24 protein-coding genes are annotated in these 23,648 nt (G+C 48.6%); 3 read left to right on the forward strand and 21 right to left on the reverse strand.

The window, feature by feature from the left end:
- Positions 1 to 190: 190 nt before the first annotated feature.
- The 7 genes from ablB to QMA39_RS05225 all read right to left on the reverse strand — a co-directional run bounded on the left by ablB (position 191) and on the right by QMA39_RS05225 (position 8,110).
- Positions 191 to 1,033, reverse strand: coding sequence for a putative beta-lysine N-acetyltransferase (ablB, locus tag QMA39_RS05195; protein WP_035531367.1), 843 nt, complete (start codon positions 1,031 to 1,033; stop codon positions 191 to 193).
- Between the two features lie 106 nt (positions 1,034 to 1,139).
- Positions 1,140 to 2,033 carry a TIGR01777 family oxidoreductase gene (locus tag QMA39_RS05200; RefSeq protein ID WP_027954539.1) on the reverse strand — a complete coding sequence of 298 codons (894 nt, stop codon included), beginning with the start codon at positions 2,031 to 2,033 and terminating at the stop codon, positions 1,140 to 1,142.
- 87 nt (positions 2,034 to 2,120) lie between these two features.
- Entirely contained in the window at positions 2,121 to 2,417 is a 297-nt protein-coding gene (locus tag QMA39_RS05205; RefSeq protein ID WP_206932914.1) for a hypothetical protein, read from the reverse strand.
- 180 nt (positions 2,418 to 2,597) lie between these two features.
- Positions 2,598 to 3,752 carry a saccharopine dehydrogenase C-terminal domain-containing protein gene (locus QMA39_RS05210; protein ID WP_281658125.1) on the reverse strand — a complete coding sequence of 385 codons (1,155 nt, stop codon included), beginning with the start codon at positions 3,750 to 3,752 and terminating at the stop codon, positions 2,598 to 2,600.
- Between the two features lie 20 nt (positions 3,753 to 3,772).
- Entirely contained in the window at positions 3,773 to 5,278 is a 1,506-nt protein-coding gene (locus QMA39_RS05215; protein ID WP_281658126.1) for an aldehyde dehydrogenase family protein, read from the reverse strand.
- A gap of 17 nt (positions 5,279 to 5,295) precedes the next feature.
- Positions 5,296 to 6,936 (reverse strand): thiamine pyrophosphate-dependent enzyme, encoded by a 1,641-nt coding sequence (locus QMA39_RS05220; RefSeq protein WP_281658127.1) that lies wholly within the window; start codon positions 6,934 to 6,936, stop codon positions 5,296 to 5,298.
- A 4-nt stretch (positions 6,937 to 6,940) separates the two neighbouring features.
- Positions 6,941 to 8,110, reverse strand: a complete 1,170-nt coding sequence (locus QMA39_RS05225) for an aminotransferase class I/II-fold pyridoxal phosphate-dependent enzyme (RefSeq protein WP_281658128.1) — start codon at positions 8,108 to 8,110, stop codon at positions 6,941 to 6,943.
- A gap of 239 nt (positions 8,111 to 8,349) precedes the next feature.
- On the opposite strand from QMA39_RS05225, the gene QMA39_RS05230 reads away from it, so the two are divergent.
- Positions 8,350 to 9,537 (forward strand): CaiB/BaiF CoA-transferase family protein, encoded by a 1,188-nt coding sequence (locus tag QMA39_RS05230; protein ID WP_281658129.1) that lies wholly within the window; start codon positions 8,350 to 8,352, stop codon positions 9,535 to 9,537.
- Between the two features lie 11 nt (positions 9,538 to 9,548).
- A complete protein-coding gene (locus QMA39_RS05235; protein WP_027954546.1) occupies positions 9,549 to 10,736 on the forward strand; it encodes an acyl-CoA dehydrogenase family protein in 1,188 nt (395 codons plus the stop codon).
- A gap of 51 nt (positions 10,737 to 10,787) precedes the next feature.
- On the opposite strand, the gene uvsE is transcribed toward QMA39_RS05235, so the two are convergent.
- Positions 10,788 to 11,756, reverse strand: coding sequence for a UV DNA damage repair endonuclease UvsE (uvsE, locus tag QMA39_RS05240; protein WP_281658380.1), 969 nt, complete (start codon positions 11,754 to 11,756; stop codon positions 10,788 to 10,790).
- A gap of 49 nt (positions 11,757 to 11,805) precedes the next feature.
- A complete protein-coding gene (locus QMA39_RS05245; protein WP_281658130.1) occupies positions 11,806 to 12,102 on the reverse strand; it encodes a hypothetical protein in 297 nt (98 codons plus the stop codon).
- A 196-nt stretch (positions 12,103 to 12,298) separates the two neighbouring features.
- On the opposite strand from QMA39_RS05245, the gene QMA39_RS05250 reads away from it, so the two are divergent.
- Entirely contained in the window at positions 12,299 to 12,598 is a 300-nt protein-coding gene (locus tag QMA39_RS05250) for a DUF3243 domain-containing protein (RefSeq protein WP_206932924.1), read from the forward strand.
- Between the two features lie 40 nt (positions 12,599 to 12,638).
- Here QMA39_RS05250 and QMA39_RS05255 read toward each other — a convergent pair whose 3' ends face one another.
- The 12 genes from QMA39_RS05255 to QMA39_RS05310 form a co-directional block, all read right to left on the reverse strand.
- The gene (locus tag QMA39_RS05255; protein ID WP_281658131.1) at positions 12,639 to 13,355 is read right to left on the reverse strand and encodes an ATPase; all 717 of its coding nucleotides are present in this window, start codon (positions 13,353 to 13,355) and stop codon (positions 12,639 to 12,641) included.
- Positions 13,345 to 13,830 carry an ECF transporter S component gene (locus QMA39_RS05260; protein WP_281658132.1) on the reverse strand — a complete coding sequence of 162 codons (486 nt, stop codon included), beginning with the start codon at positions 13,828 to 13,830 and terminating at the stop codon, positions 13,345 to 13,347. Before QMA39_RS05260 ends, QMA39_RS05255 begins: the two co-directional genes overlap by 11 nt.
- Positions 13,827 to 14,417, reverse strand: a complete 591-nt coding sequence (locus tag QMA39_RS05265; RefSeq protein WP_281658133.1) for a cob(I)yrinic acid a,c-diamide adenosyltransferase — start codon at positions 14,415 to 14,417, stop codon at positions 13,827 to 13,829. The genes QMA39_RS05260 and QMA39_RS05265 overlap by 4 nt, the downstream gene beginning before the upstream one ends.
- 15 nt (positions 14,418 to 14,432) lie before the next feature.
- Complete coding sequence (locus tag QMA39_RS05270; protein WP_281658134.1) at positions 14,433 to 14,825, reverse strand: bifunctional adenosylcobinamide kinase/adenosylcobinamide-phosphate guanylyltransferase; 393 nt, start codon at positions 14,823 to 14,825, stop codon at positions 14,433 to 14,435.
- A 526-nt stretch (positions 14,826 to 15,351) separates the two neighbouring features.
- Entirely contained in the window at positions 15,352 to 16,146 is a 795-nt protein-coding gene (locus QMA39_RS05275) for an adenosylcobinamide-GDP ribazoletransferase (RefSeq protein WP_281658135.1), read from the reverse strand.
- A complete protein-coding gene (locus QMA39_RS05280) occupies positions 16,143 to 17,609 on the reverse strand; it encodes a cobyric acid synthase (protein WP_281658136.1) in 1,467 nt (488 codons plus the stop codon). The genes QMA39_RS05275 and QMA39_RS05280 overlap by 4 nt, the downstream gene beginning before the upstream one ends.
- Positions 17,606 to 18,142, reverse strand: a complete 537-nt coding sequence (locus tag QMA39_RS05285; RefSeq protein WP_281658137.1) for a bifunctional adenosylcobinamide kinase/adenosylcobinamide-phosphate guanylyltransferase — start codon at positions 18,140 to 18,142, stop codon at positions 17,606 to 17,608. The genes QMA39_RS05280 and QMA39_RS05285 overlap by 4 nt, the downstream gene beginning before the upstream one ends.
- Positions 18,130 to 19,215 (reverse strand): threonine-phosphate decarboxylase CobD, encoded by a 1,086-nt coding sequence (cobD, locus tag QMA39_RS05290; RefSeq protein ID WP_281658138.1) that lies wholly within the window; start codon positions 19,213 to 19,215, stop codon positions 18,130 to 18,132. The genes QMA39_RS05285 and cobD overlap by 13 nt, the downstream gene beginning before the upstream one ends.
- Positions 19,181 to 20,149 carry an adenosylcobinamide-phosphate synthase CbiB gene (gene cbiB / locus QMA39_RS05295; protein ID WP_281658381.1) on the reverse strand — a complete coding sequence of 323 codons (969 nt, stop codon included), beginning with the start codon at positions 20,147 to 20,149 and terminating at the stop codon, positions 19,181 to 19,183. Before cbiB ends, cobD begins: the two co-directional genes overlap by 35 nt.
- The gene (locus QMA39_RS05300) at positions 20,149 to 21,618 is read right to left on the reverse strand and encodes an adenosylcobinamide amidohydrolase (RefSeq protein ID WP_281658139.1); all 1,470 of its coding nucleotides are present in this window, start codon (positions 21,616 to 21,618) and stop codon (positions 20,149 to 20,151) included. The genes cbiB and QMA39_RS05300 overlap by 1 nt, the downstream gene beginning before the upstream one ends.
- A complete protein-coding gene (locus QMA39_RS05305; RefSeq protein WP_027954560.1) occupies positions 21,615 to 22,679 on the reverse strand; it encodes an iron ABC transporter permease in 1,065 nt (354 codons plus the stop codon). The genes QMA39_RS05300 and QMA39_RS05305 overlap by 4 nt, the downstream gene beginning before the upstream one ends.
- The gene (locus tag QMA39_RS05310; protein ID WP_281658140.1) at positions 22,642 to 23,637 is read right to left on the reverse strand and encodes an ABC transporter substrate-binding protein; all 996 of its coding nucleotides are present in this window, start codon (positions 23,635 to 23,637) and stop codon (positions 22,642 to 22,644) included. The genes QMA39_RS05305 and QMA39_RS05310 overlap by 38 nt, the downstream gene beginning before the upstream one ends.
- Positions 23,638 to 23,648 lie beyond the last annotated feature (11 nt).

Genomic DNA, 23,648 nt, shown 5'->3' on the forward strand with positions numbered 1-23,648 from the left:
CAAATCCCTCCTCATATGTTCAATCTCATTCTGCCTGCCCTGCAAGCAGCATCTTCATACTCCGACAGAAAAGAGTTACGGTGGATGTCTGCCGGCAGGGAAGACGGTCTGCAAAGAAAAACCCGTACGATGATCCCATTTTTCACCGTACGGGTGTTATTTTCTTATTCGGTTTTACTAAGCTTTAGGTTTACAAAGCTTTATACCATATATTCATATCTTCGAGTCCACTGCCGATCATACTGTTTTGAATCATACAGCCCCCGAACGTGAAGCCCTGCTGTCTTGCTACGATATTCATCCCCATGGAAGCTGCACGCGTGTAGGAGAACATCGTCTGAACGCCGAGATGTTTCATCTTTTCTTCCAGGTGTGGGTATTGACAGGATAAAAGACCTTTTCCTCTATGAGAAGGAAGGGTTGCGCAGTCCGTGAATTCCGCTGCATTAAATTCAGGAAATAGATCAGCGGAACAGGAGCTCACCAGCTGGTGCCGGTCATGAATGAGGGAAAAATAAACTTCTTCTCTCATCAGCTGTTTAATATAGGAAGGGTCATGAATAGGGGTTGGGTATTTCGGAAAAACCTCCCGGTACAACTCGGCCATTTCCTCTGCATCCTTTTCCTCCGCCCATCGGATATCATAACCTTCAGGCAGGTGCTTAACCCCGGTCTGCTCCTGTATGTTTAATTCCTTGAGGCGTGGGATCACATTGCCCGTGCCGGCTCTCCCTCTGTCAGGATTCAAGTACCTGGCATAAATCAGCGCATCCTCCCCTTGAAAAAAACCTTGGATTTCACCTTCATATATAAAGGAAAGCTCCTCTGCAATCGATGTTTCTTTTTGATCCGCCCGCACATAGAAAATGATTTTATCGCAGTCGTTATCCAGAGCCGTCTGAGAAAGTTCATCCAGTTCTTCCTCAGTGATCCAGTCTGGAAGCTTGTACACCTTGATCCGTTTATTGACAGGTTCCAAATGAACATCATCGTTTTCCAAAAGCGTTTGAACAGAAAGATCCACCTTAGACATAATCACTTTTTCTCCCCTTTATGAGTTTCAAGTCAGCTTTCATTCACCTCTACTCTTTTATTTTACAGGGGCCTGGATAAAGAAGGAATATGTCTCGAGGGACTAATTATGACGACATTTGTAGAATTTCCGAGAGTGCATCGTCGATGGCAGGATATTCAAAGGAAAACCCTGCTTTGACCAGACGATCCGGAATGACCCAACGGCTTTTCAACACCAATTCGGTTTCTGTGCGGATAAATGCAGAACCAATCTCAAGCATCCACTTCGAAGCGGAAAGTCCAGAGCTCCGCCCCATTTGTTCCCGCATGATTTCCATGAAATGAGCGTTGGTGACCGGCCCGGGTGCTGAACAATTAAAAGCACCGGTTAAATCAGACCGGTCTTTCAGGAATAACACAATCCTGAACAAATCCTCCACGTGAATCCAGCTGAACATCTGCTTTCCACTCCCTTGGACACCTCCGAGACCAAACTTGACTAAATTTTTATAAGGGCCCATCACACCTCCCTCTTTACCGAGGACGATCGCTGTCCGAAGCGCGACCCTGCGGACTCCAGGCAGGCTGTGGGCATAGAAGTGATCCTCCCAGGTCGATGCGACATTGACGGAAAACCCACTCCCTGTTTCCCCCGACTCCTCAGTCATCGGCCGGTCTTCCGCATGCCGGTAAATCGTAGCTGTACTCGAGTTCATCCACACTTCCGGCGGGTGGGAACACGCTTTGAGAGCTTTACTTAGAACATGCGTCGTCATGACGCGAGAGATCATAATTTCGTTTTGATTACGTGGATGATACCGGCAGTTCACAGATTTGCCTGCCAGATTCACCAACAGATCGGCTCCTTCAAGAGCCTGAACAATCCCGTCAAAGTCTTCCCAGTGAATATACCCGGGCTGCCTGGAAATCATACAGGTTTCAACACCCATCTCTTCGAATCGCTGCTTAAAATAGTTGCCGATAAATCCAGTTCCCCCAGCTAATACCACTTTTTTCATATGTAAACCACCTTTCAGGAAAATAATGAAAGAGCAAAACGCTCCTTACTATGGCATGTAAACCATAGGTTTATTTTACCATGAAGGTCATGTTCTTTTCTTGAATTGACGGGCATGGGATTTGGCAAAATCTATAATCCGCTCGTACGTGTCTTCGTCAAAATCTTTTTTGGTTGTATTAAAAAGGGCAGCACTATCCTCATCAATGATCTTTACCCTCGCCCCTCCACGAACATAAAGCGTGACGTAAAGAAAGGGCTCTTTCATCCCCAGTGTCTTTTTCAGTTCAGGTGCAAAATCAGCAGTGATTAAGAGTCTGTCCTCGACCTGCTTCAAGGATAGCTGGCTGAGAAACTGCAGATTGTCGATTTCTTTCCATACCATGTTTACGCACTCCCTGTTTTTTCTTTACCTTACCAATATCTTCTTCTTTTAAACATCATCACCCATCCTACTGTTGAGCGGCACTGATTTCATGCGGTGTCACCAGTATAGCTCCGGGATATTCATCCTGTCTGAATTCTATGTAAAAATTAAGAAAAGAGGGGGTCGCCCCCTCTTTTCCTACACTTTATGATTTCGTTCTGTAATGACAACTCCCCGCTTCGCCATTTCCCTGATATAAAAATCACCAGGAACAATTCTTTCGGGAGGATGGACGCCCCGCTTTGTGATCCGGCCGCTTCCGATCATCTGTGCAGCAACGGATATCGTATTAGCGGTCGCTCTTGCCATCGCCGTTACATTGGCTTCCCTGTCTTTATATGTGATCATTTCATAGCAGCAGGATTGGTCTTCCCCATCCTTCCGCCCTTCTACCAGGACTCTTAAAAGCACAGCGTCATCTTTTTCTTTTAGTTCCAAAAGAGGGTCAATGCTTTTCAGTAGAACCTTTCTCGTATTTACTTTCCTCCCGTCTACTTCCACTTCTTTGCCGGCTCCTGTGAGGTTCAGGTCCACGAGCAGCTTCATCTTCGCTGCATGGCCGGGGTAACGGATCGTTTTATATTCCAGCGTTTCAATATCCGGGTAGGATTGCAGCAGCGTTGATGTGCCGCCGGAAGTGTGAAAAGCCTCCAGAGGGCCGAAGCGGTCAAAGTAAATCGGCTCTATTTCTGTCAGGGATTCCACCTCTTCCAGTTTCCCTTTTCTTATTATCGTGGAAGGATCAGAATAGTGGTCCAGCAGTCCTTCCATAGAAAAGACATGGTTATACTCGAGCGGGGGCTCTGGGCGGACAGGAATCCCCCCGACGAACAGCTTTATACCACTCAAGCTGTCCAGTTTTGATGCGCCATACCCGGAAAGGATATTAATCATCCCGGGGGCTACACCGAGGTCAGGGATGATGGTAACCCCCGCCTTTCGGGCCGATTCATCCAGCTGTAGCACACGGTCGGTAATGTGACCGATATGACCTCCAAGATCGACGGAGTGGACACCCGCATTCACTGCTGTACGCGCAACGATTTCGTTAAACGAATAAAACAAGGCATTGATCACGACATCGTAATCTTGTAAAAAGCTCTCGAGCTGCTGTTCATTGCCTGCATCAACCTGAAAGGCGGAGAGCTTTGGAGAATGCAGCGTATTAACCACAGCCTCGGCTCTTTTCTGATCAATATCAGCCAGACCGACATGTGTTACACCAGGACTGTGAACAAGGTCTCTGGCCGCTTCCTTTCCCATGAGACCGGACCCTAAAACAGCCACCTTCATTGGATCACTCCTTCTGCCCGTTATGAACCTTCCTCTACATCAATCTGCGCCCGCTGCAGGCGGCCGCTGAAATCGACATAAACGGCCTTCCATTCTGTGAACACATCAAGAGCAGCTACTCCGGAATCTCTATGGCCGTTGCCTGTGCCTTTTGTTCCGCCAAACGGAAGATGGATCTCAGCACCTGTCGTTCCTGCGTTCACATAAACGATTCCTGTGTCGAGATCCCGTTGAGCAGCAAACACTCGGTTTACATCCTTAGTGAAAATCGAACTGGACAGGCCGAATTCGACTTGATTATTGATATGAACCGCTTCTTCAAAGCTTTTAACAGGAATAAGGGATACCACCGGACCGAAAATTTCTTCACGGGCAATCCGCATGTCCGGGGTAACATCTGTGAAAATGGTCGGGGCGAAGTAACAGCCTTTTTCCAATGCGCCCTGGTTCATCACAGAACCTCCTGTAAGCAGCTTGGCCCCTTCTTGTTTTCCAATGTCTACGTACTGCTGAATTTTTTCAAGGCCGCCCCGATTGATAATCGGTCCCACCTTTATCGACTCATCAAGGCCGCTTCCTATCGTCAGCTTTGCCGTTTCCCTGAGCAGCCGCTCCTCCAGCTCTTTTTTGACGTTCTCGTGCACCATAACACGGCTGCAGGCGGTGCAGCGCTGTCCGCTCGTGCCGAACGCACTCCACAAAATCCCTTCAACAGCAAGGGATAAGTCAGCGTCATCCATGACGATCACACCATTTTTTCCACCCATTTCCAATGACACTTTCTTCAGGCGGCTTCCGCACTTACCAGCAATGTGCCTGCCAACTTCGTTCGATCCGGTGAAGGATATAACACGGATGTCATCTTCTTCGATCATCGCCTCCCCTACGTTGGAACCGGATCCGAACACAACGTTCAGAACCCCTTCTGGAAGGCCTGATTCCTGAAGAATCCCGGCCAGTTCGAAGGCCATGAACGGGGTTTCGGTTGCAGGTTTCCAAACGACGGCATTTCCAGCCACGATGGCAGGAAAGGACTTCCACGTTGCTATGGCAATGGGAAAGTTCCAAGGGGTAATAATTCCGACGACACCTACTGGGGCACGGACGCTCATAGCAAACTTATCCTTCAGCTCGGAAGGAGTCGTCTGTCCAAACAGGCGCCGTCCTTCTCCAGCCATATAGAATGCCATGTCGATCCCTTCCTGCACCTCCCCACGCGCCTCTTCAATGACTTTACCGTTTTCCATCGTCAGCAGACGAGCCAGATACTCTTTTTTCTCCTTCATGATCAAGCCTGCTTTATAAAGGACCTCCGCCCGCTGCGGTGCAGGAACAAGCGCCCATTTCTTCTGGGCAGAAACGGCCGCCCTGGTCGCCGCCTTGACGTCCTCTGCGCTGGACAACGGAACGTCGGCTAGTATTTCAGAATCAGCCGGATTATACACCTTGGTCATTTTTTCTGTAGAAGGTGCCTTCCATTCACCATTGATAAAGTTCTTTAACTTTTTCACCTGGGTGATTTCCACGTGCTCACTCCTCTTGGTTACTGATTTGACCGGAGACTTGAAATGGTCCGGTTCAAGGAAATCTGCTCCGGATCGCATTCAATTTCAATGACTACAGGGACGTTCGACCGTAGAGCTTTCTCCAGGGCGCCTTCGAATTCCTCTGCTGTTTGTACATAGAACCCTTCCGCTCCCATATGACGGGCTATTTTACTGAACCGGACCTCCCCCAGGTCTGTTCCGGCGACCTGATGCGGGTAATGCATTTCCTGATGCATGCGGATGGTTCCGTACATACGATTGTTAAAGACAAGACTGATTACAGGAATGTTGTATCTGACGGCGGTCTCCACTTCCTGCATGGTCATCATAAACCCTCCATCTCCGGAGAGAGAGACGACGGTTTTGTCAGGAGATGCCAGCTTCACTCCAAGGGCTGCAGGGAGTCCGTAGCCCATTGCCCCGGATGTCGGACCCACATAGGAATGGGGATGACGAAACACAAAGAATGAATGAAGCCATCCCGCAAAATTACCAGCATCGTTGGTAATCACACTGTTTTCTTTGAGTTTGTTCTGCAAACACTCGATAACCCGGCCGTTCAACATCTGCCTTCCAGCGTTGGTCAGCGTGCGTTCATATTTCAGCCGCCTTTGTTCCGCCCACGAAATCCATCCGGCGGTAATATCCATGGATCTCAGCTTTTTCAATGTCTGTCGTGCGTCAGCGGCCACCCCCAGAAACGGCGGATGCACACTTCCAATCGTCTGTTCATCGATATCTATATGAATGACCTTGTGGTCGGGAGTGAGAAGCTTATAGTCCTGTGTTGTAATTTCTGATAAACGGGTGCCGACCGCAACAATCGTATCGGCTTGACGGACCGTTTCCAGAATCTCCGCATCGGTTCCTAACCCGAGATGGCCGGCATATAAACGGTGGTCGTTTGGAAAGCTGTCATGTCTGCGAAAGGCTGTAACGACGGGAAGGCTGAAGCGTTCTGCGAAAGAGACCAGCTCTTGTTCTGCGCCTGCACGCTTAATCCCGCCCCCGGCAATCACCACCGGACGGACAGCGGAATTCAAGACAGTCTTTACGGCTTCTACTTCCTCATCAGAAGGTGCAGGTGCAGGTATTGTAACCGCCGTCCCGAATGTCATAAGGGCTTCTTTGTTCAAAACATCCTCAGGCAGCGAAACCACCACTGGTCCGGGGCGCCCCGTTTGTGCAATCCGGAAGGCACGCTGAATGATTTCGGTTGTCCGGGGCGGCTCTCTGATTTCCGCCACCCACTTCGCGATAGGTTTGAAAAAGGCTTCCAAATCCACTTCCTGAAACCCTTCACGCCCCTTGAAGCTGGAATGCACTTGTCCAAGGAGAACGACAAGAGGTGTGGAGTCCTGCGCAGCCGTATGGACACCAATAGCAAGGTTGGCCGCTCCAACTCCTCTAGTGGCCATGACGACTCCAGGACAGGAGCCCGCTTTCCCATAGGCTTCCGCCATAAACGATGCACCGCCTTCATGCCTGGCGGAAATCAACTGCATGGAACGTTCCCTTGATATAGCATCCAGCACCGGCAGAAAACTTTCACCTGGGACGCAGAAAATATGTCGGACACCTTCCATTTTTATACACTCCACAATGGCCCGGGCACTGGACATAACCGCTTGCTTCACACCATCACCCTCCCTTCATCGCCTTTTTCATCCGGAGCACAGCCTCATGCAGACGCTCGACGGGGTGGGTCAGACTGATGCGGATGTACCCTTCTCCCTGCTGCCCAAAGGCTGTTCCGGGTGTTAGAATGATTCCGGCTTCATCGAGCATTTTTTCAGCAAAGCTCTGGGATGTGAACCCTTCCGGGACCTGCGCCCAGACAAAAAACGTCCCTCTTGGTTTTACGGCACGGACATTCATTTCCTCCAGCTCTGGAAGAATAATAGTAAAGCGCATCTCGTACGTCCTGTTATTGGCCGCGACAGAATCAAAACTGCTGTTTAAAGCGGCTGCTCCCGCTTTTTGAATGGCAGGGAACTGCCCTGTGTCCCTGTTGCTTTTGACAAGACCGAGGCCTTGGATAAGTTCTTCGTTCCCCGCGGCATATCCCATTCTCCACCCTGCCATATTGAAGCTTTTAGACAGAGAGCCGAATTCAATCCCAACATCCTTTCCTCCCTCAGCCTGTAGAAGACTTGGAGATTGATAGTCTCCGAAGGTCACAAGATCATAAGCGGCATCCTGCAGAAGGATCAGTTGATTTTTCTTCGCAAATCGGACAGCTTGTTCATACGTTTCCAATCCAACCGTTCCACCGGTCGGATTGTTCGGATAGTTCAGGATCATCAATTTTGCCCGGGTGCAGTCCCGCTCCGAAATTTGATCAAATGCAGGTGCAAAATTCTCCTCTGGATTGAGAGGATAAGGAATCGTCATCCCGTAGGCCAAATGCACAGCTGATTGATACACCGGGTAGCCGGGGTCCGGCGCCAGGACGCCGTCGCCAGGATTGAGCATGGACTGGATTAAATGGGCAATGCCTTCCTTTGAACCGATCAGGGCCAAGACCTCCCTGTCCACATCAAGGGATACATGAAAACGGCGCTGATAAAAATCGGTCACGGCCTGCTTGAATTCCATGCACCCATGATAAGGGGGATATTTATGGTTCTCCGGCTTTCTGACTTCCTGAATAAGCTTGTCTATAATAAACGGCGGTGTAGAAAGATCCGGAGCTCCGATCCCCAGATCAATCACATCAATCCCCTGCGCCGTAAGAGCCATCTTCTTTTTATGAAAAAGAGAAAACAGATATGCAGGCAGACTCTGCACCTGTTTGGAAAGTGGAATCATTTACCCTACCTCCAGCCTGTCCTATATTCACATTCACCGTACTGTCTTATCCTATTAGCTGGATAAGGCAGGTATGATGATAGATTTTACCCATTCATAGGCTGCCCCCTTTCTGCATAGGATGAGATACACCCCGTAAAGGACAACTTTGAACCGTAACCCCCGCGTTTCCCAAGCCAGTCGGATTCATACCACGTATGGGTTCTTCTGGCTTTTTCTATGGAAGGAAGTGGTCGTAAATGGAGACAGCCTTGAAAGGACGTCGGATCCTTGATTTGACCCGTGTGCTGGCAGGCCCCTACTGTTCCATGATCCTCGGTGACCTTGGCGCAGAAGTCATAAAAATAGAGGCCCCGGGCGGCAGTGATGAAACACGCTGCTGGGGTCCTCCCTTCAAAAATGGGGTCAGCTCCTATTTTTTGTGTACCAATCGGAACAAAAAAAGCTTAACGGTGAACCTCAAAAAGCCGGAAGGCATACAGATCATCGAAAAACTCGTCCAAACATGCGATGTGGTCATTCATAACTTCAAGACAGGGACGATGGAAAAGCTCGGAATCGGATATGACCGTTTAAAAGAGATCCATCCAGGGATCGTCTTCTGTTCTATTACCGGATTCGGTGAAACCGGACCGTACCGTGACAGACCGGGATACGATTTTATCATTCAGGCCATGAGCGGCTTAATGAGCATTACCGGAGATGAAACATCCGGCCCGCAGAAACTGGGAGTAGCGATTACCGATATTCTGACCGGTCTTTACGCGTGTATCGGCATCCAGTCCGCTTTATTGGAACGCGAGGTTTCCGGAACAGGGCAGAAAATCGACCTGTCCCTTTTCGATTCAGCTGTAAGCGCCCTTGTGAATATCGGCAGCAATTATTTAATGACCGGTCATCTACCTGAAAGACTCGGCAGCCGTCATGCCAATATCGTCCCTTACCAATCGTTCTATACGAAGGACGGAGAAATTGTTATTGCTGTAGGAAATGACCGACAGTTCATGCAATTGGCAGAAATGCTCGGTAAACCCGAACTGGGATCGGATGAGAAGTTCAACTCCAATACGGGAAGAGTAGAAAACAGGAAGGAACTTTCAGCCATCCTGCAGAAGTTGTTTCTAGAGGGAAATACTTCCTTTTGGGAACAAGCCTGCCTGGCTAGGAATATCCCTTTCGGCCCCATCCAAACGTTGGAGGACGTCCGGAACGACCCGCAATTAAAGGACAGAGAAATGTTTATCCGCATGCATCACCCACAAGCCGGAGCGACATCCATCATCGGAAGTCCGTTGAAACTCTCAAAAACTCCCGTGACCTTCCGCACGGCTCCACCTGAACCAGGTGCCGACAGTGCTGTCCTTCTATCGGAACTCGGCTATGCCCCAAACGAAATACAACGACTGAAAAAAGGTGAGATCATATAAGGAGTGATGGTATGAATTTTTCATTTACGCAGGAACAGGACATGCTTCGTAAAACGGTCCGCAGCTTCGTTGATCAGGAAATTATGCCGAACATCAGACAATGGGATGCTTCCGGTCATTTTGACCACGGTGTCCTTCGACAGCTGGCAGACCTTGGGCTGATGGGGGTATGCATACCTGAAGATTATGGAGGAAGCGGGATGGATTATAACGCCCTGGCGATTGTATGTGAGGAACTGGAGCGTGGCGATACCGCTTTCCGCACCGCGGTGTCTGTGCACACAGGCCTGAACTGTATGACGCTTCTGCAGTGGGCCTCCGAGGAACAGAAGCAGCGTTATCTCATCCCTCAGGCCAAAGGAGAAAAAGTGGGTGCGTTTGGACTCACGGAACCAGGCGCCGGATCTGATGTTGCCGCCCTTCAGACGACGGCTGTCAAAGATGGGACCGAATACGTTTTGAACGGGCAGAAAACCTGGATCTCCCTCTGTGATGCTGCCGATCATTTTCTCGTCTTTGCCTATACAGATAAAAGTAAAAAGCACCACGGTATATCCGCCTTTATAGTCGAACGGACATTCCCAGGCTTTTCATCAAAAGCTCAAAAAGGAAAGCTCGGCATACGTGCGGGGAATACGGGAGAATTGTTTTTTGATGGTGTGCGCGTGCCGGAAGATAACCTGGTCGGTCAGGAAGGGGACGGGTTTAAAATAGCGATGTCCGCCCTTGATAATGGACGCTTTACTGTGGCAGCCGGAGCCTGCGGACAAATTATGGCCTGCCTGGAAGCATGCGTGGATTACTGCCTTGAGCGGAAAACGTTCGGAATGGAAATCGGCAGGCATCAGCTCGTCCAGCAGATGATCGCCCGAATGGAAGCCGGCCTGCAGATGAGCCGCCTGCTCGTCTATAAAGCAGGTGAATTAAAAAACGAAGGAAAAAGAAACACAAGAGAAACATCTCTGGCCAAATGGCAGGCGTGCGATTTTGCCAACAAAGCCGCTGATGATGCTGTACAGATTCATGGTGCTTATGGTTATTCTGATGAATACCCAGTTGAACGGTATCTGAGGAATTCCAAAGCTCCAGTCATTTATGAAGGCACACGGGAGATCCATACCATCATGCAGGCCGAGTATGTCCTCGGATATCGGAAAGATAAACCATTAGACCGCATGCTGCCGGCGTGGAAGTCATAAATCAATTAAAAAACAACAGCCTGCAGGTGCCCCCCTGCAGGCTGTTGTTCCTTACCTCATCCACTCAAAGCTGCTCTCACTTCTCATTTTGATTCGAGGATGCTTCCGAAGCTCTCCAACCAGTTGAAAAAGAGCTTCATCTTTTTGTTTCGCCTCAATCATACAGTCAATCTGGTCTGTTGTACCGGCAGTTTTCTCAATGAAAGTCAGGAACATATCCGGATCAACGTAATCCGCATGACTTTTGAATGCTTCCGGGCTCTTCGGGCTGGAGATATGCATTTTCACAGGAAGTGGGGAATGAGTCCACGTCTCAAGTACGCGGCTCCAATTCTCTTCCCATTCCTCATGATCATAGTTCGCCATATGATGATGAAGATCAAAAACGAGGGGGATTTGAAGTTTTTCACATACATAGAGACAATCATTCAACGTGTAGGAAGTATCATCATTTTCGATCATCACCATTTTCTGGATCCCTTTCGGCACAAGTGCCCAGTTCTCTATAAAACGCTCCAGAGATGATTCTTTATCCTTGTACCGCCCTCCGAGGTGGAAGACGCATCGATGGGTCGGATCGATCCCCATATGGTGCAGAAGGAGATAATGATACTTCAACACAGTGATAGACGATTGGAAAATCTCTTGATCACGGGCGTTCAGCACCACAAAATGATCAGGGTGGAAATCCAGGCGCATCCTATTCTCTCCCGCGTAATCTCCAAGCATCTTCAAGTCCTGCTTAATCGGACCGATGTAATCCCACCCTTGCAAAGCCTCATGCGTGGCGAGGGGAACAAGACGGGAACTCAATCGAAAAAACTGGATATCGTGTGCTTTGTTATGCTTCAAAAGTCTGAGGCAGTTCTGTAAATTGGCAGAAGCGGTCCGCTCCAGTTTCCTTTTTGCAGCTTCCTGATCTTTCATCTGAGCAAATCGTTTATAAGTTACGGTCTGAGAAGGAGAAGCATTGTGCAGATGAACACTCATAGCCACATAACCGAGTCGGAATAAAGTCATAACCATCACCAAGATTCTTTTTCTATATCATCTGTCATGGAATTCCCGCTTATGCATGGTCCATTCGTTTTAACAGCACCCAGCTCATACTGAGGAAAAGAGGATAAAAAACAAGGGCTAGTGCGACCGGCATCACCCAGGTGAACATACTGACACTCACGGGCACGGCTGTTAAAATGAACCACTTCACCGTCAGCGTAACGAGGACGACACTGGGAAGAAGCACAGCCAGGTATCCCGTTGTTACATCCGTTCTCTTCGTGAAATAGCAGCCAAGACCTGTACATACAAGAGCACTTCCTACGAGGAACAATCCAAACAAGGTCAGTATCATGGAAATACTCAATGGAAACGCCTCCTTACTATATGTCCTTCTAGATGAATGATGGGATCCCCTGCCATTTTCCTCATTTTTCCACTGGATGTTTTCCGAATGTTTCACTACCCATCAATACGGATATACACCTTAATGTGTACACGATGAATTACAAAAAAGAGCGTAATGATACACAAGTTAGAAACTACCAGAGGAGGAAATTAAAATGAAAGATCCAAAAGAACAGGCAGCACAGATGAATGAAGAGAAAAAAGATGAAATCATGAGCAACTTCCAAACATTTAAGGACTACCTCGGCGATAAAGTCCATAAAGGCGAAAAATTGGGCCTTGGTGAAGAAGGTCTTACAAAGGGCGCTAAACGCGTAGCGGATTATTTAGCTGAATACGAAGAACCGAGAAACAGGGAAGAAAAGGTTCTCAATGAACTGTGGAATGCGGCGGACAATAATGAGCGGGAGCACATTGCACACGCTCTTGTAAAAATGGCCGACCAAACCAATTAAAACCAGAACCCCCGAGGCTGATGCAGCCCTCGGGGGTTTTTTAACGTGGAAGAAGAGGGTGGAACAACGCCCCTGCTGCTTTACGGATCGCTGCTTCCTCTTCTTTTTTATAGCTGATGATAAAGCAGGTGGAAGGGCCGCCTGATTTATTTATATCCAATGAACAATGTTCAGGAAAAGTTTCTGCTAAATCGTTCGCTTTCAACATTTCCTGCAGCTCGTAAAGAATTCCTTTGGAGCCGACAGGAACCATTTCAAAAACGGACGGATGATCAGCGAGTTCTTTGAATAACGACAACGGCGCTATCCGGTCCTGCTTTTCCATCACTTCCTGCCCGACCAGCGGCTCACCGATGACAGCAAAGGCTGCATATTCCGGCGTACAGCCTGTCTTTACTTTTGACGGGCTTACTTTCCCCATGACAGTAAGGCTGAGCGCAGACTGCTGCAGAGGAAAGTTGGATTCTGTGCTTCCAGTCACGGAAACAGAAAGACCGAGACCTTCAGTCAATTCGTTGATCCGATCCACGCACGGCTGCCACACTCCTTCTCCTGAAAAATTGTGCAGCAGAATGGATAATGGCTCCGCTCCTACTGCGTAATTTTCCATAAAAGCCACCCTGAACATAGATTCCGCCACAAGTGGATAAGGAGCTTGGATGTGATCGGCATCCTTTTCGCCGATGTTCGCTGCGTTATCAGAACTGATGACCAAATCGAACTGTTTATCAAAAGGAATAAACGTACTATCCCGCACTGACTTTCTCCTCCTTTACCCCCATGAGTGCCGGTTTTATTTTCTGTAATACGAAGCAGAACAAGATGACATTAATGCAAGCCCCTGCTGTGAGAGCTGGTACAAGAGTCCAGTAAAACACAGAGTTCATCATCCATAAAAAAGGGAGCGGTAAAACAAGGCTGTTGAAGGTGATGAAAAACAAATATCCCATCCATCTGCTCTTATTGTAGATAAAAGGAAACAACAAAAGGAGCATAGCCATTTCCACCGAAATAAACAGATGAAAAGGACCGAGTGGAAAACCGCCGGTTAATGCGGAAAGAAGATGGCCGAGACCACCGGCAACCGCTCCACTGACTGGTCCAAGAAGAATAGATGCAAGAAGCGCCGGCACCGCATCAAGCGCGATACTTCCAATACCGACAGGAATTTTCAATAAGCCGCCTAGAGCGGCCATGGAAGTGAACATTGCAGTCCACACGAATTTCTTCACGTATCTTTAGACTTCCGCGGGCGGCCTTTGAACACTTCAGCACTGCGGATATACTCTACATCCTTCTCCCCGCTTACGAAATTGATGTAGCGGCTCACCGCAAAAAAGTAGTCGGATAACCGGTTTAAATATCGCAGGCACACATCATGAATGTCCTCTACTTTCGCAAGGGAAACTACATTCCTTTCCGCTCTCCTCGTAACCGTCCGTGCGATATGCAGTGTGCCGGAAGCCGGAGCCCCTCCAGGTAGGATAAACCGTTTGAGCTCAGGCGTTTCTGCAATATAATCATCCATCCGGTCTTCCAGCCAGTTCACACTTGTCTCTTCCAATTTATAGGGATGATCCGCTTTTTTATTAGCCAGATCGCCTCCACAGTCAAACAATTCATGCTGAATCCGTTCCAGTTCCTGATCCACCTGCTGAAGTGAATCGATCGACAGATCCAATTCTGTTCTTGCTTTTCCGACAAAGCTGTTAGCTTCATCAACCGTACCATAGGCCTCCACACGGATATCATCCTTGTCCACACGTCCACCGATGACACTCGTCTGGCCTTTATCACCAGATTTTGTATAAAGTCTCATTTGATAACCTCCTGTTTATTTCAATTGTTCTGCAATACCGAACCACACCACATACGCATGAGCTGCCTCTTCCATAATCCTTTGATATAAGAAACCTGTCCGGTCACGCCACTCTCTGTCCAACTTTTCCAATGGAACAATCCCTCTGGTAATATCCGTACCTATCAGAAGCAGACGGCGCTGAGGGGCCTGGCTCTCCCATAACAACAACGGCTTCAGCCAGGACCAGCCTTCTTCCGTTTCCCTGGCCATGAATTCAATGTTTTCAACAACAAGCTGATCTGTGTCCGGCATATGCACCTCCTGGGATTTCATATCCATCCATGTGTGCTCTTTATAATGGTTCAGCCACATATCCCTGGCCCATTTTCCTTTCCCGTTATAGGCTCCACCTGTAACAAATTCCATGACATCCCCCCTTCCCCTTTTAGCTGAAGCTTAATTTTGACGCCTTCTCCAGGGTGGACTCGATATGTCCAGAGAGGTGTTCCTGTCACCCAGCTGATCATTTCCCTTAACGGACCTCCGTGGGTCACGACCGCAGCGGATTCAACCGGCTGTTTCTTGACTGCTTTTAGCAGATAGAGCAAAAATCGTTCCACTCTCTGTTGGAAATGAGGATACGATTCACCCTCGGGCGGTGTAAACCGATCCGGCCGGGACACCCACGCCCTATAGAGGGCTTTATCCTTTAAATCCTCATATGTGCAGGTTTCCCAATCACCGAAATGGATTTCCCTCAAGGAAGAACTTCTTCCGTATCGACAGCCGGGGAACAACAGCTCCGTCGTTTCCAGGCAGCGAAGCAGATCACTGCTGTAAATCAACCCCATATCAGGGAGCTGGTCCTTGAGCTTTTGTATGTTTGTTTTCCCTTCTTTGAGAAGCGGAAAATCACTCCAGCCAATATATTGTCTCTGTTTGTTTCCTTTGGTTAATCCATGACGGATAAAATAGAGATCCACCATACGATCCACAACAGTGTTTCCCCTCCTTCTACCGTTGCACCTAGAACATCGCCCGTCATTCCCTCGAACGATCGGATAGATAAGTACCGGAACAGCCAATACATCAAAAAAGCAGCTGATAACGAAAGAAAGACCGGAACCCAGAACAGGTGATATCCAGCAATGAATAATGCAGTCAAAATAATGTTCTGCATAAGACTGATGATCATTAGTTTTTTTTCATAGGCTGACTGAAAAAGCACGCATAACCCTACCTGCTTCGCAGGCGGTGTCCAGGCAAAATGATAAAGAAGGATACCTCTGCTTATCCATGGAAGGACAAGGAGTCCGAACGCAAATGCAGCAAAGGATACATGCAGGGTTTCCATTAAAAACAGGAATCGGACAGAAAGGAGCAGAAGGACGGAAAGGACGCCGAAAGCCCCCGTGCGTGGATCACTCATGATCTCCAATCGTTTATCGATGGATTGATAGGAGAAATAAGCATCCCCTGTATCCATCCACCCATCCAGATGAATACCTCCAGTGAACACACTGCTGATAATCAAAGCTGCGAGCGCAATCCCTCCAACAGACATAGGCGTATACACATCCAACAGAAAAGAAACTGCTAGTGCGCATCCCCCGGCAGCAAGCCCGACCCAGGGTAGACTTACTATGGCTCCCTTCAACTGTCTTTCCTCCATCGGCAGCTCACGGCGCACAGGTAAAATGGAGAAGAATTGAAAAGCCAGAAGAAACCCTTGGACCCATGCCTTCATGGTATAAGCTCCTCCCCATTTAATAAACGCAGGAGCGCATCGGTATCCACTTCTGCTGCGAATTCTTCCGCCACTTTGTCATAAGGATCTCCGTCCTGATCCGCTTCAGGACGGACGGGAAGCTGCTTTGCATTACGAAGCCTGTTCAACCAATCCGTTCGAAAGCCATCATTATGGAAGACATGATGCAGATGGGTGCCTATCACTTTGCCATCGTTCCAGACTGCTCCTTCCTCATGGCCATTAAAACTGAACAAAGCTGAAACTTCGTCTTCAGCTGTGACTTCTCCGAGGTGAATTTCATACCCTTCAACAGACTGGAGTCCGAAACCACTGGAAGAGTGTACTTCTCCGTGCACCTTCCTCGTCTGCTTGTCGGTATGAAACACCGACCTCATCGGCAGAATGGACAGTCCCTCATGGGAACCGTGTTGATCTGTCAACTGCCGGGTGAGCATTTGATATCCTCCGCATATCCCCGCTGCTGTTCCTCCCCTATGTATATAAGAGGTCAGAGCTTCAGCCAAACCTTTGCTTCGCAATGCTTTCAAGTCTTCAATCGTACTTCTTGTTCCCGGAAGAAGTACGGCATCCGGACATCCAAATTCTTCCTTCTTATACACATAGCGTATACTGACATCCTTTTCCCTATAGAACGGATCGACATCTGTAAAATTGGAAACGTAAGGAAAAACGATGACGGCAAGGTCCAGAGACTTGGGAACGGTGGAAGCCTTAGGGGGACGTAATGACAAGGAATCCTCCGCTTCAATATGATGTTCGACATGCGGAAGAACCCCAAGGATAGGGAGTCCCGTATAGACTTCGAGCCACTTCCGTCCATCTTCGAACAAGGCAGGGTCCCCACGGAACTTATTGATGATGATCCCTTTGATCCTGTCCCTGTGATGCGGGGGAAGAAGTTCCAGCGTACCGACAATGGATGCAAAAACTCCGCCCCTGTCGATATCCGCTGCCAGCAGGACCGGAACGTCAGCAAGGTCGGCGACAGCCATATTCACAAGCTCCCGGTCATTCAAATTCACTTCAACAGGGCTTCCGGCTCCTTCAATCACGATATAGTCAAAAGAATTATTCAGTTTGTCAAGGCTCTGCTTGATGGCTTGAAGCCCCTCTTCATAAAAACCGGCCCGGTAATCACTCCCTGATAATGTCTTCACCGACTTTCCGAGACAGATGACTTCCGCATGCTGATCGTTTCTCGGCTTTAGCAGGATTGGGTTCATTTCCGGAAGGGCCGGTGTCCTGCACGCCTCAGCCTGGACTCCCTGTGCCCTTCCGATTTCTGTACCCCAATCGGTTACATAAGAATTATTCGACATGTTCTGCGATTTAAACGGGGCTGCTCGATATCCCTGGTTGGAGAGCCACCGGCAGATTGCAGTTACAATGAAGCTCTTCCCTACATTGGAAGCTGTTCCTTGTATCATTAGTCCCTTCATAGCTGTTTCCCCTTTTTAAGCTGGGCATGACCGAACTGCACTTGATAAACAAAGTCGGCCATAGCAACCAATTTTACATGGAGGGTTCCCAGCAGTTGTAGATATTCTTCAATCACAGGCGGATGATTGGATGCATCCGAAAAAAGATCATTAGAAACAACAATCAAATGACCTGCCCGTCCATTTAAATGAATGATTTCACCCAGAATCGCGGCCACAAGATCATCGACGTCGTCATCATCGTCCATCTTCATCCATTCATTCGTCGCCCAGGTCGTCAAACAGTCCAGGATGACAACGCTCCCATCAGGAAAAGAAGCTTCCGAAGGTTGTACTGGATGCTCATGAAGAACCCATGTATATAACGAATTTTCCCTGGACTTTTGATGATGATTAATCCGGTGCTGCATTTCTTCATCTGTGTTAACCCCTGCAGCAATATAATGAAGGCTTTCTTCTCCTGTATCCACAGCTTTCCTCTCCGCCATGCTGCTTTTGCCACTTCTGACACCGCCTATCACTACTGTAAGCATACACTTCTCCATTTTTCCAGAGCTTCGAGAAGCTGTTCATTATCCGTCCGCTGTTTCACCGCCACACGAACAAACGCACCGTTCAACCCCTTGAAGTTATTCGTATGCCGGACCGTTAACCCTTCCTGCAGAAGAAACCCGATCATGTCATCGGCCTGGGTGTGGAAAGGGTCTCTCATAAGAAAGAAGTTGGTTTCCGTGGATAAAGGAGTGTAGCCCAGCCTCTTCAATTGTAAAAAGAGATAGGCTTTCTCCCTGGAAATATCAGCAGCTGTCTTCCGGGCGAATCCTTCCTGACTTAAACAATACATACCCGCTTCCTCAGCAAGTGCGTTGACACTCCACTCCGGCTGCAGACGCTTCAGTGCTTCAACCACCGCTGCCTCCCCCATCAGATAACCGAGACGGAGTCCGGGAATGCTGTACATTTTTGTGAGTGAGCGAAGAAGAAGAACATTCGGAAATTCAAACAAGTCTGGTGAGAAGAAAGGCTCTCCTGAAACAAAATCGTAAAAAGCCTCATCAATCACGACCTGGACATTGTTGAATTTACAGAGTTTTAATAACCCATACAATACATCAGGCCGATAGGTTCTCCCTGTGGGATTGTTGGGATGACACAAGATTAATAGATCCAGGTTCGGGAGGTGTGGAAGAATATCTGGAATAAAGAGATGAAAATTCCTCTTTTCAGATACATGAAAGTCGATGATTTCACAGCCATACGCCTCACACGCTTTTTGGTATTCAGAAAAGGTTGGTTGAATAATCCCTACCCTCCTGCCCTGCCAAAACCGGGTTAGCATATGAATAAGTTCAGAAGCTCCGTTGCCGACGAGTACTTTTTCTTCCGGCAGGTCCTGCATCAAAGCAATTCGTTCTGTGAGACGCTTTTGTTCAGGATCAGGGTATTCCTGGATCAAGTCCAGATGGTTTGCCATATGATCCTTCAACCCTTCCGGAGACCCGTATGGATTTGTATTCACGCTGAAGTCCGTAATCGTTTCTTTCGGTATTTTCCCATGCATTTGATAAAGTTTATAAGGATTTGCCCCATGAGACGGCCAGTTCAAACCCAATCCCCCCTAACCAGAGCAGGACAATCCATGCTGCCACCGTCCGTGTTAACAGTACATTGACCTGCTTGATATGTATGTCTGCCAATTCATGATGAGGAAAACCAATATACGGGCGGAATGACTTTTCCCCGAAATACGTATTTTCTCCACCTAAACGTACGCCAAGCGATAAAGCGGCTGCGGCTTCCCCCCAGCCACTGTTCGGGCTTGGGTGATGCGAGGCCTGAGAAGGCAGGTGACGGAACCTCCATCGCTTTTCACGGAATGTTCCATTGGAAACGATGAGCGTCACCCAAGCCGTCAGCCGGCTTGGGATATAGTTAAACACATCATCCATTTTCGCTGATACATACCCGAAGGCTTTGTATCGGTCTGTTTTGTAACCGACCATTGAATCGCACGTATTCACTGCTCGATACAACACCGCGAGAGGTGCTCCTCCGATTAAAGCGTAAAAAAGTGGTGCTGTAACGCCGTCACTTGCATTTTCAGCCACCGTCTCGACCGTACCACGGACAATCTCATCCTCTTCAAGATGGTCCGTATCCCGGCCGACAATCCACCCAAGCTCCCCACGTGCGGTCTTCCAATCCCCGTCCTTCAAAGGTAAATATACCTTGAGAGCGGCTTCTTTCAGCCCTTTTCCTGCAATCGTCGTCCATATGAGAAGCCCTTCTACAATGACGGACGCCGGTTGACTCCATAAAGCCACAGCGGCTGTCATCCCCCATGCAATCAGAAAAGCAGAACCTGTAACGGCAATCCAAAGAAGGGCTCCTTTCCAAACCTGGTGACGGCCTTTGTTCCAGGACTTCTCCAAAAACGCAATAAGCTTTCCCATTCCTGTGACAGGGTGAGGCATCTTTGTCGGGTCACCAAAAAAGTAGTCAAGCAGGCAGCCTAATGTGAGGGCAAGCAGATGGGGAATCAAAACCCGTCCTCTTTTCGGTTGAGGTATCGGGCAGCCGCTTCCTTCGTCGCTTTGTATACAGCAAGACCGACCGCTCTGCCTAATTTGGAAATGGTTCCCCCATATTCCAACGTCGTTCCCTGCTGGGTGCCTGCGATTAATACACTATCCGTAGAAGTTCCTGTTGCCGCTGTACCCGTTACAGGATCGTTAATCCCCATATCCATCAAAGCCCTCACCTTGGCCTCTGTGGCGGTCATCAAGCTTTGAGCATAGGCCTGTTCAGATAAATGTCCGTCTATGAACACCCAGGTGTTGATCGTCCCAGGCACGGTTTCTTGTATATGACTGCTGCCGTGGACGACATCCACAGCGTTACCTGTTCCTGCAGTGACGACGACGAGCAGCGTAAAATCTTCGTTTTCCATAAACTCGATTGAAACATCCTCGACGTCCGCCGCTGTCATCATGCCCACGGTCCTATGGATCTGACAGCCCCATCGCTCCGCTTCTGTCATTAAATACCCCGCTGGATCATCACATCGGAAAGAATGGTCTACCTGGACGTTGATAAATTCTTCAAACCAGCCGAAGCCGGGATGAAGAACGGCCGAGGAATAACACTTCAAAGGTTGACGACTTTTGTAATAGACCCGCTCCTTTGAAACGTCCAACTCATCTGGTGATAGGATGGATTTTGGTTTATCTTCGTTAAAAGAGGGGACGACATTTGTAAAAGGCTTTGAAAAGGAGGGGTGGGCATGGACATGGATATCTGATCGGTAGACGGCTGATAGATGCTGTTCATTCAGCACTATTTCCGGTTCTTCAAGCGCCTTCACCTTTCCTTGATCCAAAAGAAGGAGACGGTCGCAGTACAGGCTTGCCAAATTCAAATCGTGGAAGATCGCGACGACCGTCAGTCCGTTTTTCAAGGACCATTGCTTTAACGCGTCCAGCATCTGCTTTTGATAACTGAAATCCAGGTGGTTCGTCGGTTCATCCAATAGTAGAATACCAGGTTTTTGAGCAAGCGCCTGTGCCAGGAAAACCCGCTGGCGCTCTCCTCCACTAAGGGATAACAGCGACTGATGTCTGAACTGTGTCACCCCGGTTTGTTCCATCACCTCTTCAGCAATCCGGTAATCCTCATTTGTCCACTGCTTGAAAAGGCCTTTTTGATAAGGGTAGCGGCCTATCAATACGGTCTGCTCCACTGTTGTGGAAAAGGACACATCATGATGCTGGGGCAGGACTGCCATTTCCCTCGCTGTTTCTTTCGCTGTCATACGGGTGATCGGACGGCCTTGAATGGCAATGTCTCCCCTGACTCCCGGCAGCGTCCCGTTTATCGCTTTGAGTAACGTCGTCTTTCCACTGCCGTTCGGACCGAGGACACCAAACATTTCACCCTTAAGTACAGAAAAGGACAGATCATGAAGAATGTCATGGTCGTAGCCGGCATAGAGATGTTGCACGTCAATCATGAACTTCTACCTCCTTTTCTTCTTCGGATTAGTATGGCAGCAAACATCGGTGCCCCGATTAGAGCGGTCACCACACCTATAGGAAGCTCGGATGGGGTGACGATCGTTCGGGCCAGTAAATCAGCGAGAATTAAAAACGCACTGCCATTCAAGACACACAATGGTATAAGGTGCCGGTGGTCACTCCCAAACAACTTCCTGCATATATGAGGGATCACCAGTCCGACAAATCCGATCGTCCCGGATACGGCGACAGCCGCACCAGTCAAAATAGAGGCCGCAGACAGGACCACGTATTTCTGAAGCTCCACATGAACCCCGAGCTGCCTGGCCCGTTCCTCACCAAATGTCATCGCATTCAGTTCCTGTCCTGTAAACATGAGTAATAAGACTCCACCAACAAAGAAAGGAAGAATCAAATGGACATAATCCCAGCCACGGTTACCGACACTGCCAAGCAGCCAGTTGATGATCTGCCGCAGCTCCTCTCCTGTCAAAGAAATCATAAGGGAGATGAATGATCCGAGGAATGAGCTGAAGATGATCCCAGTTAATATGATCGTCGTCATGGACATTGATCGGTCCACAAGCCTGGCAAAACCTACGACGATAAAAATCGTGCAGATCGCAGCCGTAATACTTACGACTGGAAGCGTAAAAGAACCGGCAAAAGGAAGACTTATGCCCAGGAACAAAACCGCAACGGCTCCCACCGACGCACCTGATGACACGCCGAGTGTATAGGGATCTGCGAGTGGGTTTTTTAGCAGCCCTTGAAAAGCAGCCCCTGATACAGCCAGTGCGCCGCCTACCAACCCTGCAAGAACGACCCTCGGCAGCCGGATCTGCAGAATAATCGCCTGCAGAGTAGGATCTGTCCCTTCAGACATATGTGAAAATGGAAGCAGCTGCCCGCCGATGATGCGGGCAATCGCTTCGAAGGAAATCGGGACACTGCCTAGGGACGTCCCAAGAAAAATGCTGAAAACTAAAAACAAGACACTACCAGTATAATGAGTGGTCTTATTCGCTAAAAACGTCTGGATAAACGGCTTCTGCAAGTTCCTGAACCCCTTCAACTAAACGTGGACCCGGACGTGTGACAAGGTCGGAATGAACATCATAGACCTGTTCATCCTCAACAGCAGGTACGGTGTCCCAGCCATCCCGGCTTAACACACTGCCTTGAGGATCTTCTGTGTAATAGCCATACGTCGTAATGATGACCTCCGGCTGCAGTTCAACGATCGCTTCATTATTCATTTTGAACCAGCCTTCCTGATCCCCGACGACATTTTCCGCCTGAATAACAGCCAGCATTTCATTCAAAAATGTCCCTTGTCCACCTGTGTAGATTTCAGGTTCCGGTGACACTTCCACAAATACATCTTTTTTGTCTTCCTCAGCAATTGCAGCCGCCTTTTCTTCGACCGCTTTCAAGTCGTTCTGCATACCAGAGACGATGTCTGAAGCTTTTTCGCTAGTTGCGGTAATATCTCCAATCGTGGCAATCGTTTCATAGACCGTATCGAACGAAGAAGCATCCTGGACGACATAAACGGCAATCCCAGCATCACGAATCTGCTGAAGGGCTTCTTGGGAAGTATGCGCTCCGGAAGCATGAGCAAGGACTACGTCCGGCTCAAGAGAAAGGATTTTCTCTACATTCAAATCCTGACCTCCAATTTTTTCCTTTTTGGCAGCTTCTTCCGGGTAATTGGCGAAATCACTAACCCCGACCACTTCCTCGTTCAAGCCAAGTGCAAACAGGATTTCCCCATTGCTTGGAATTGTACTGATGATTTGATCCGGTTCTTCTTCTATGGTTACTTCATTATCCATAGCATCCGTTAAGATCAATGGAAAAGAACCCTCATCTCCGGACGTTTCGTTTTCTTCTGTCGTTTGTTCAGACTGGTCATCGGAAGACTCTGCCTCCTCATTTCCACCTGAAGCACACCCTGCCAATAGACCGATGACAAATAACACAGCCAGCAGCTTTCTCCATAAATGTTCCATCTTTATTCCTC

This window comes from Halobacillus sp. Cin3 (genome assembly GCF_947311855.1).
Lineage (GTDB): Bacteria > Bacillota > Bacilli > Bacillales > Halobacillaceae > Halobacillus > Halobacillus kuroshimensis.

What these genes read in the sequence shown, in the direction of transcription:
- ablB (WP_035531367.1), bottom strand. Translation starts at nt 1,033, where the DNA reads ATGTCTAAGGTGGATCTTTCTGTTCAAACGCTTTTGGAAAACGATGAT.
- QMA39_RS05200 (WP_027954539.1), bottom strand. Translation starts at nt 2,033, where the DNA reads ATGAAAAAAGTGGTATTAGCTGGGGGAACTGGATTTATCGGCAACTAT.
- QMA39_RS05205 (WP_206932914.1), bottom strand. Translation starts at nt 2,417, where the DNA reads ATGGTATGGAAAGAAATCGACAATCTGCAGTTTCTCAGCCAGCTATCC.
- QMA39_RS05210 (WP_281658125.1), bottom strand. Translation starts at nt 3,752, where the DNA reads ATGAAGGTGGCTGTTTTAGGGTCCGGTCTCATGGGAAAGGAAGCGGCC.
- QMA39_RS05225 (WP_281658128.1), bottom strand. Translation starts at nt 8,110, where the DNA reads ATGATTCCACTTTCCAAACAGGTGCAGAGTCTGCCTGCATATCTGTTT.
- QMA39_RS05230 (WP_281658129.1), top strand. Translation starts at nt 8,350, where the DNA reads ATGGAGACAGCCTTGAAAGGACGTCGGATCCTTGATTTGACCCGTGTG.
- QMA39_RS05235 (WP_027954546.1), top strand. Translation starts at nt 9,549, where the DNA reads ATGAATTTTTCATTTACGCAGGAACAGGACATGCTTCGTAAAACGGTC.
- uvsE (WP_281658380.1), bottom strand. Translation starts at nt 11,756, where the DNA reads ATGACTTTATTCCGACTCGGTTATGTGGCTATGAGTGTTCATCTGCAC.
- QMA39_RS05250 (WP_206932924.1), top strand. Translation starts at nt 12,299, where the DNA reads ATGAAAGATCCAAAAGAACAGGCAGCACAGATGAATGAAGAGAAAAAA.
- QMA39_RS05265 (WP_281658133.1), bottom strand. Translation starts at nt 14,417, where the DNA reads ATGAGACTTTATACAAAATCTGGTGATAAAGGCCAGACGAGTGTCATC.
- QMA39_RS05270 (WP_281658134.1), bottom strand. Translation starts at nt 14,825, where the DNA reads ATGGAATTTGTTACAGGTGGAGCCTATAACGGGAAAGGAAAATGGGCC.
- QMA39_RS05275 (WP_281658135.1), bottom strand. Translation starts at nt 16,146, where the DNA reads ATGAAGGCATGGGTCCAAGGGTTTCTTCTGGCTTTTCAATTCTTCTCC.
- QMA39_RS05280 (WP_281658136.1), bottom strand. Translation starts at nt 17,609, where the DNA reads ATGAAGGGACTAATGATACAAGGAACAGCTTCCAATGTAGGGAAGAGC.
- QMA39_RS05285 (WP_281658137.1), bottom strand. Translation starts at nt 18,142, where the DNA reads ATGCTTACAGTAGTGATAGGCGGTGTCAGAAGTGGCAAAAGCAGCATG.
- QMA39_RS05300 (WP_281658139.1), bottom strand. Translation starts at nt 21,618, where the DNA reads ATGATTGACGTGCAACATCTCTATGCCGGCTACGACCATGACATTCTT.
- QMA39_RS05310 (WP_281658140.1), bottom strand. Translation starts at nt 23,637, where the DNA reads ATGGAACATTTATGGAGAAAGCTGCTGGCTGTGTTATTTGTCATCGGT.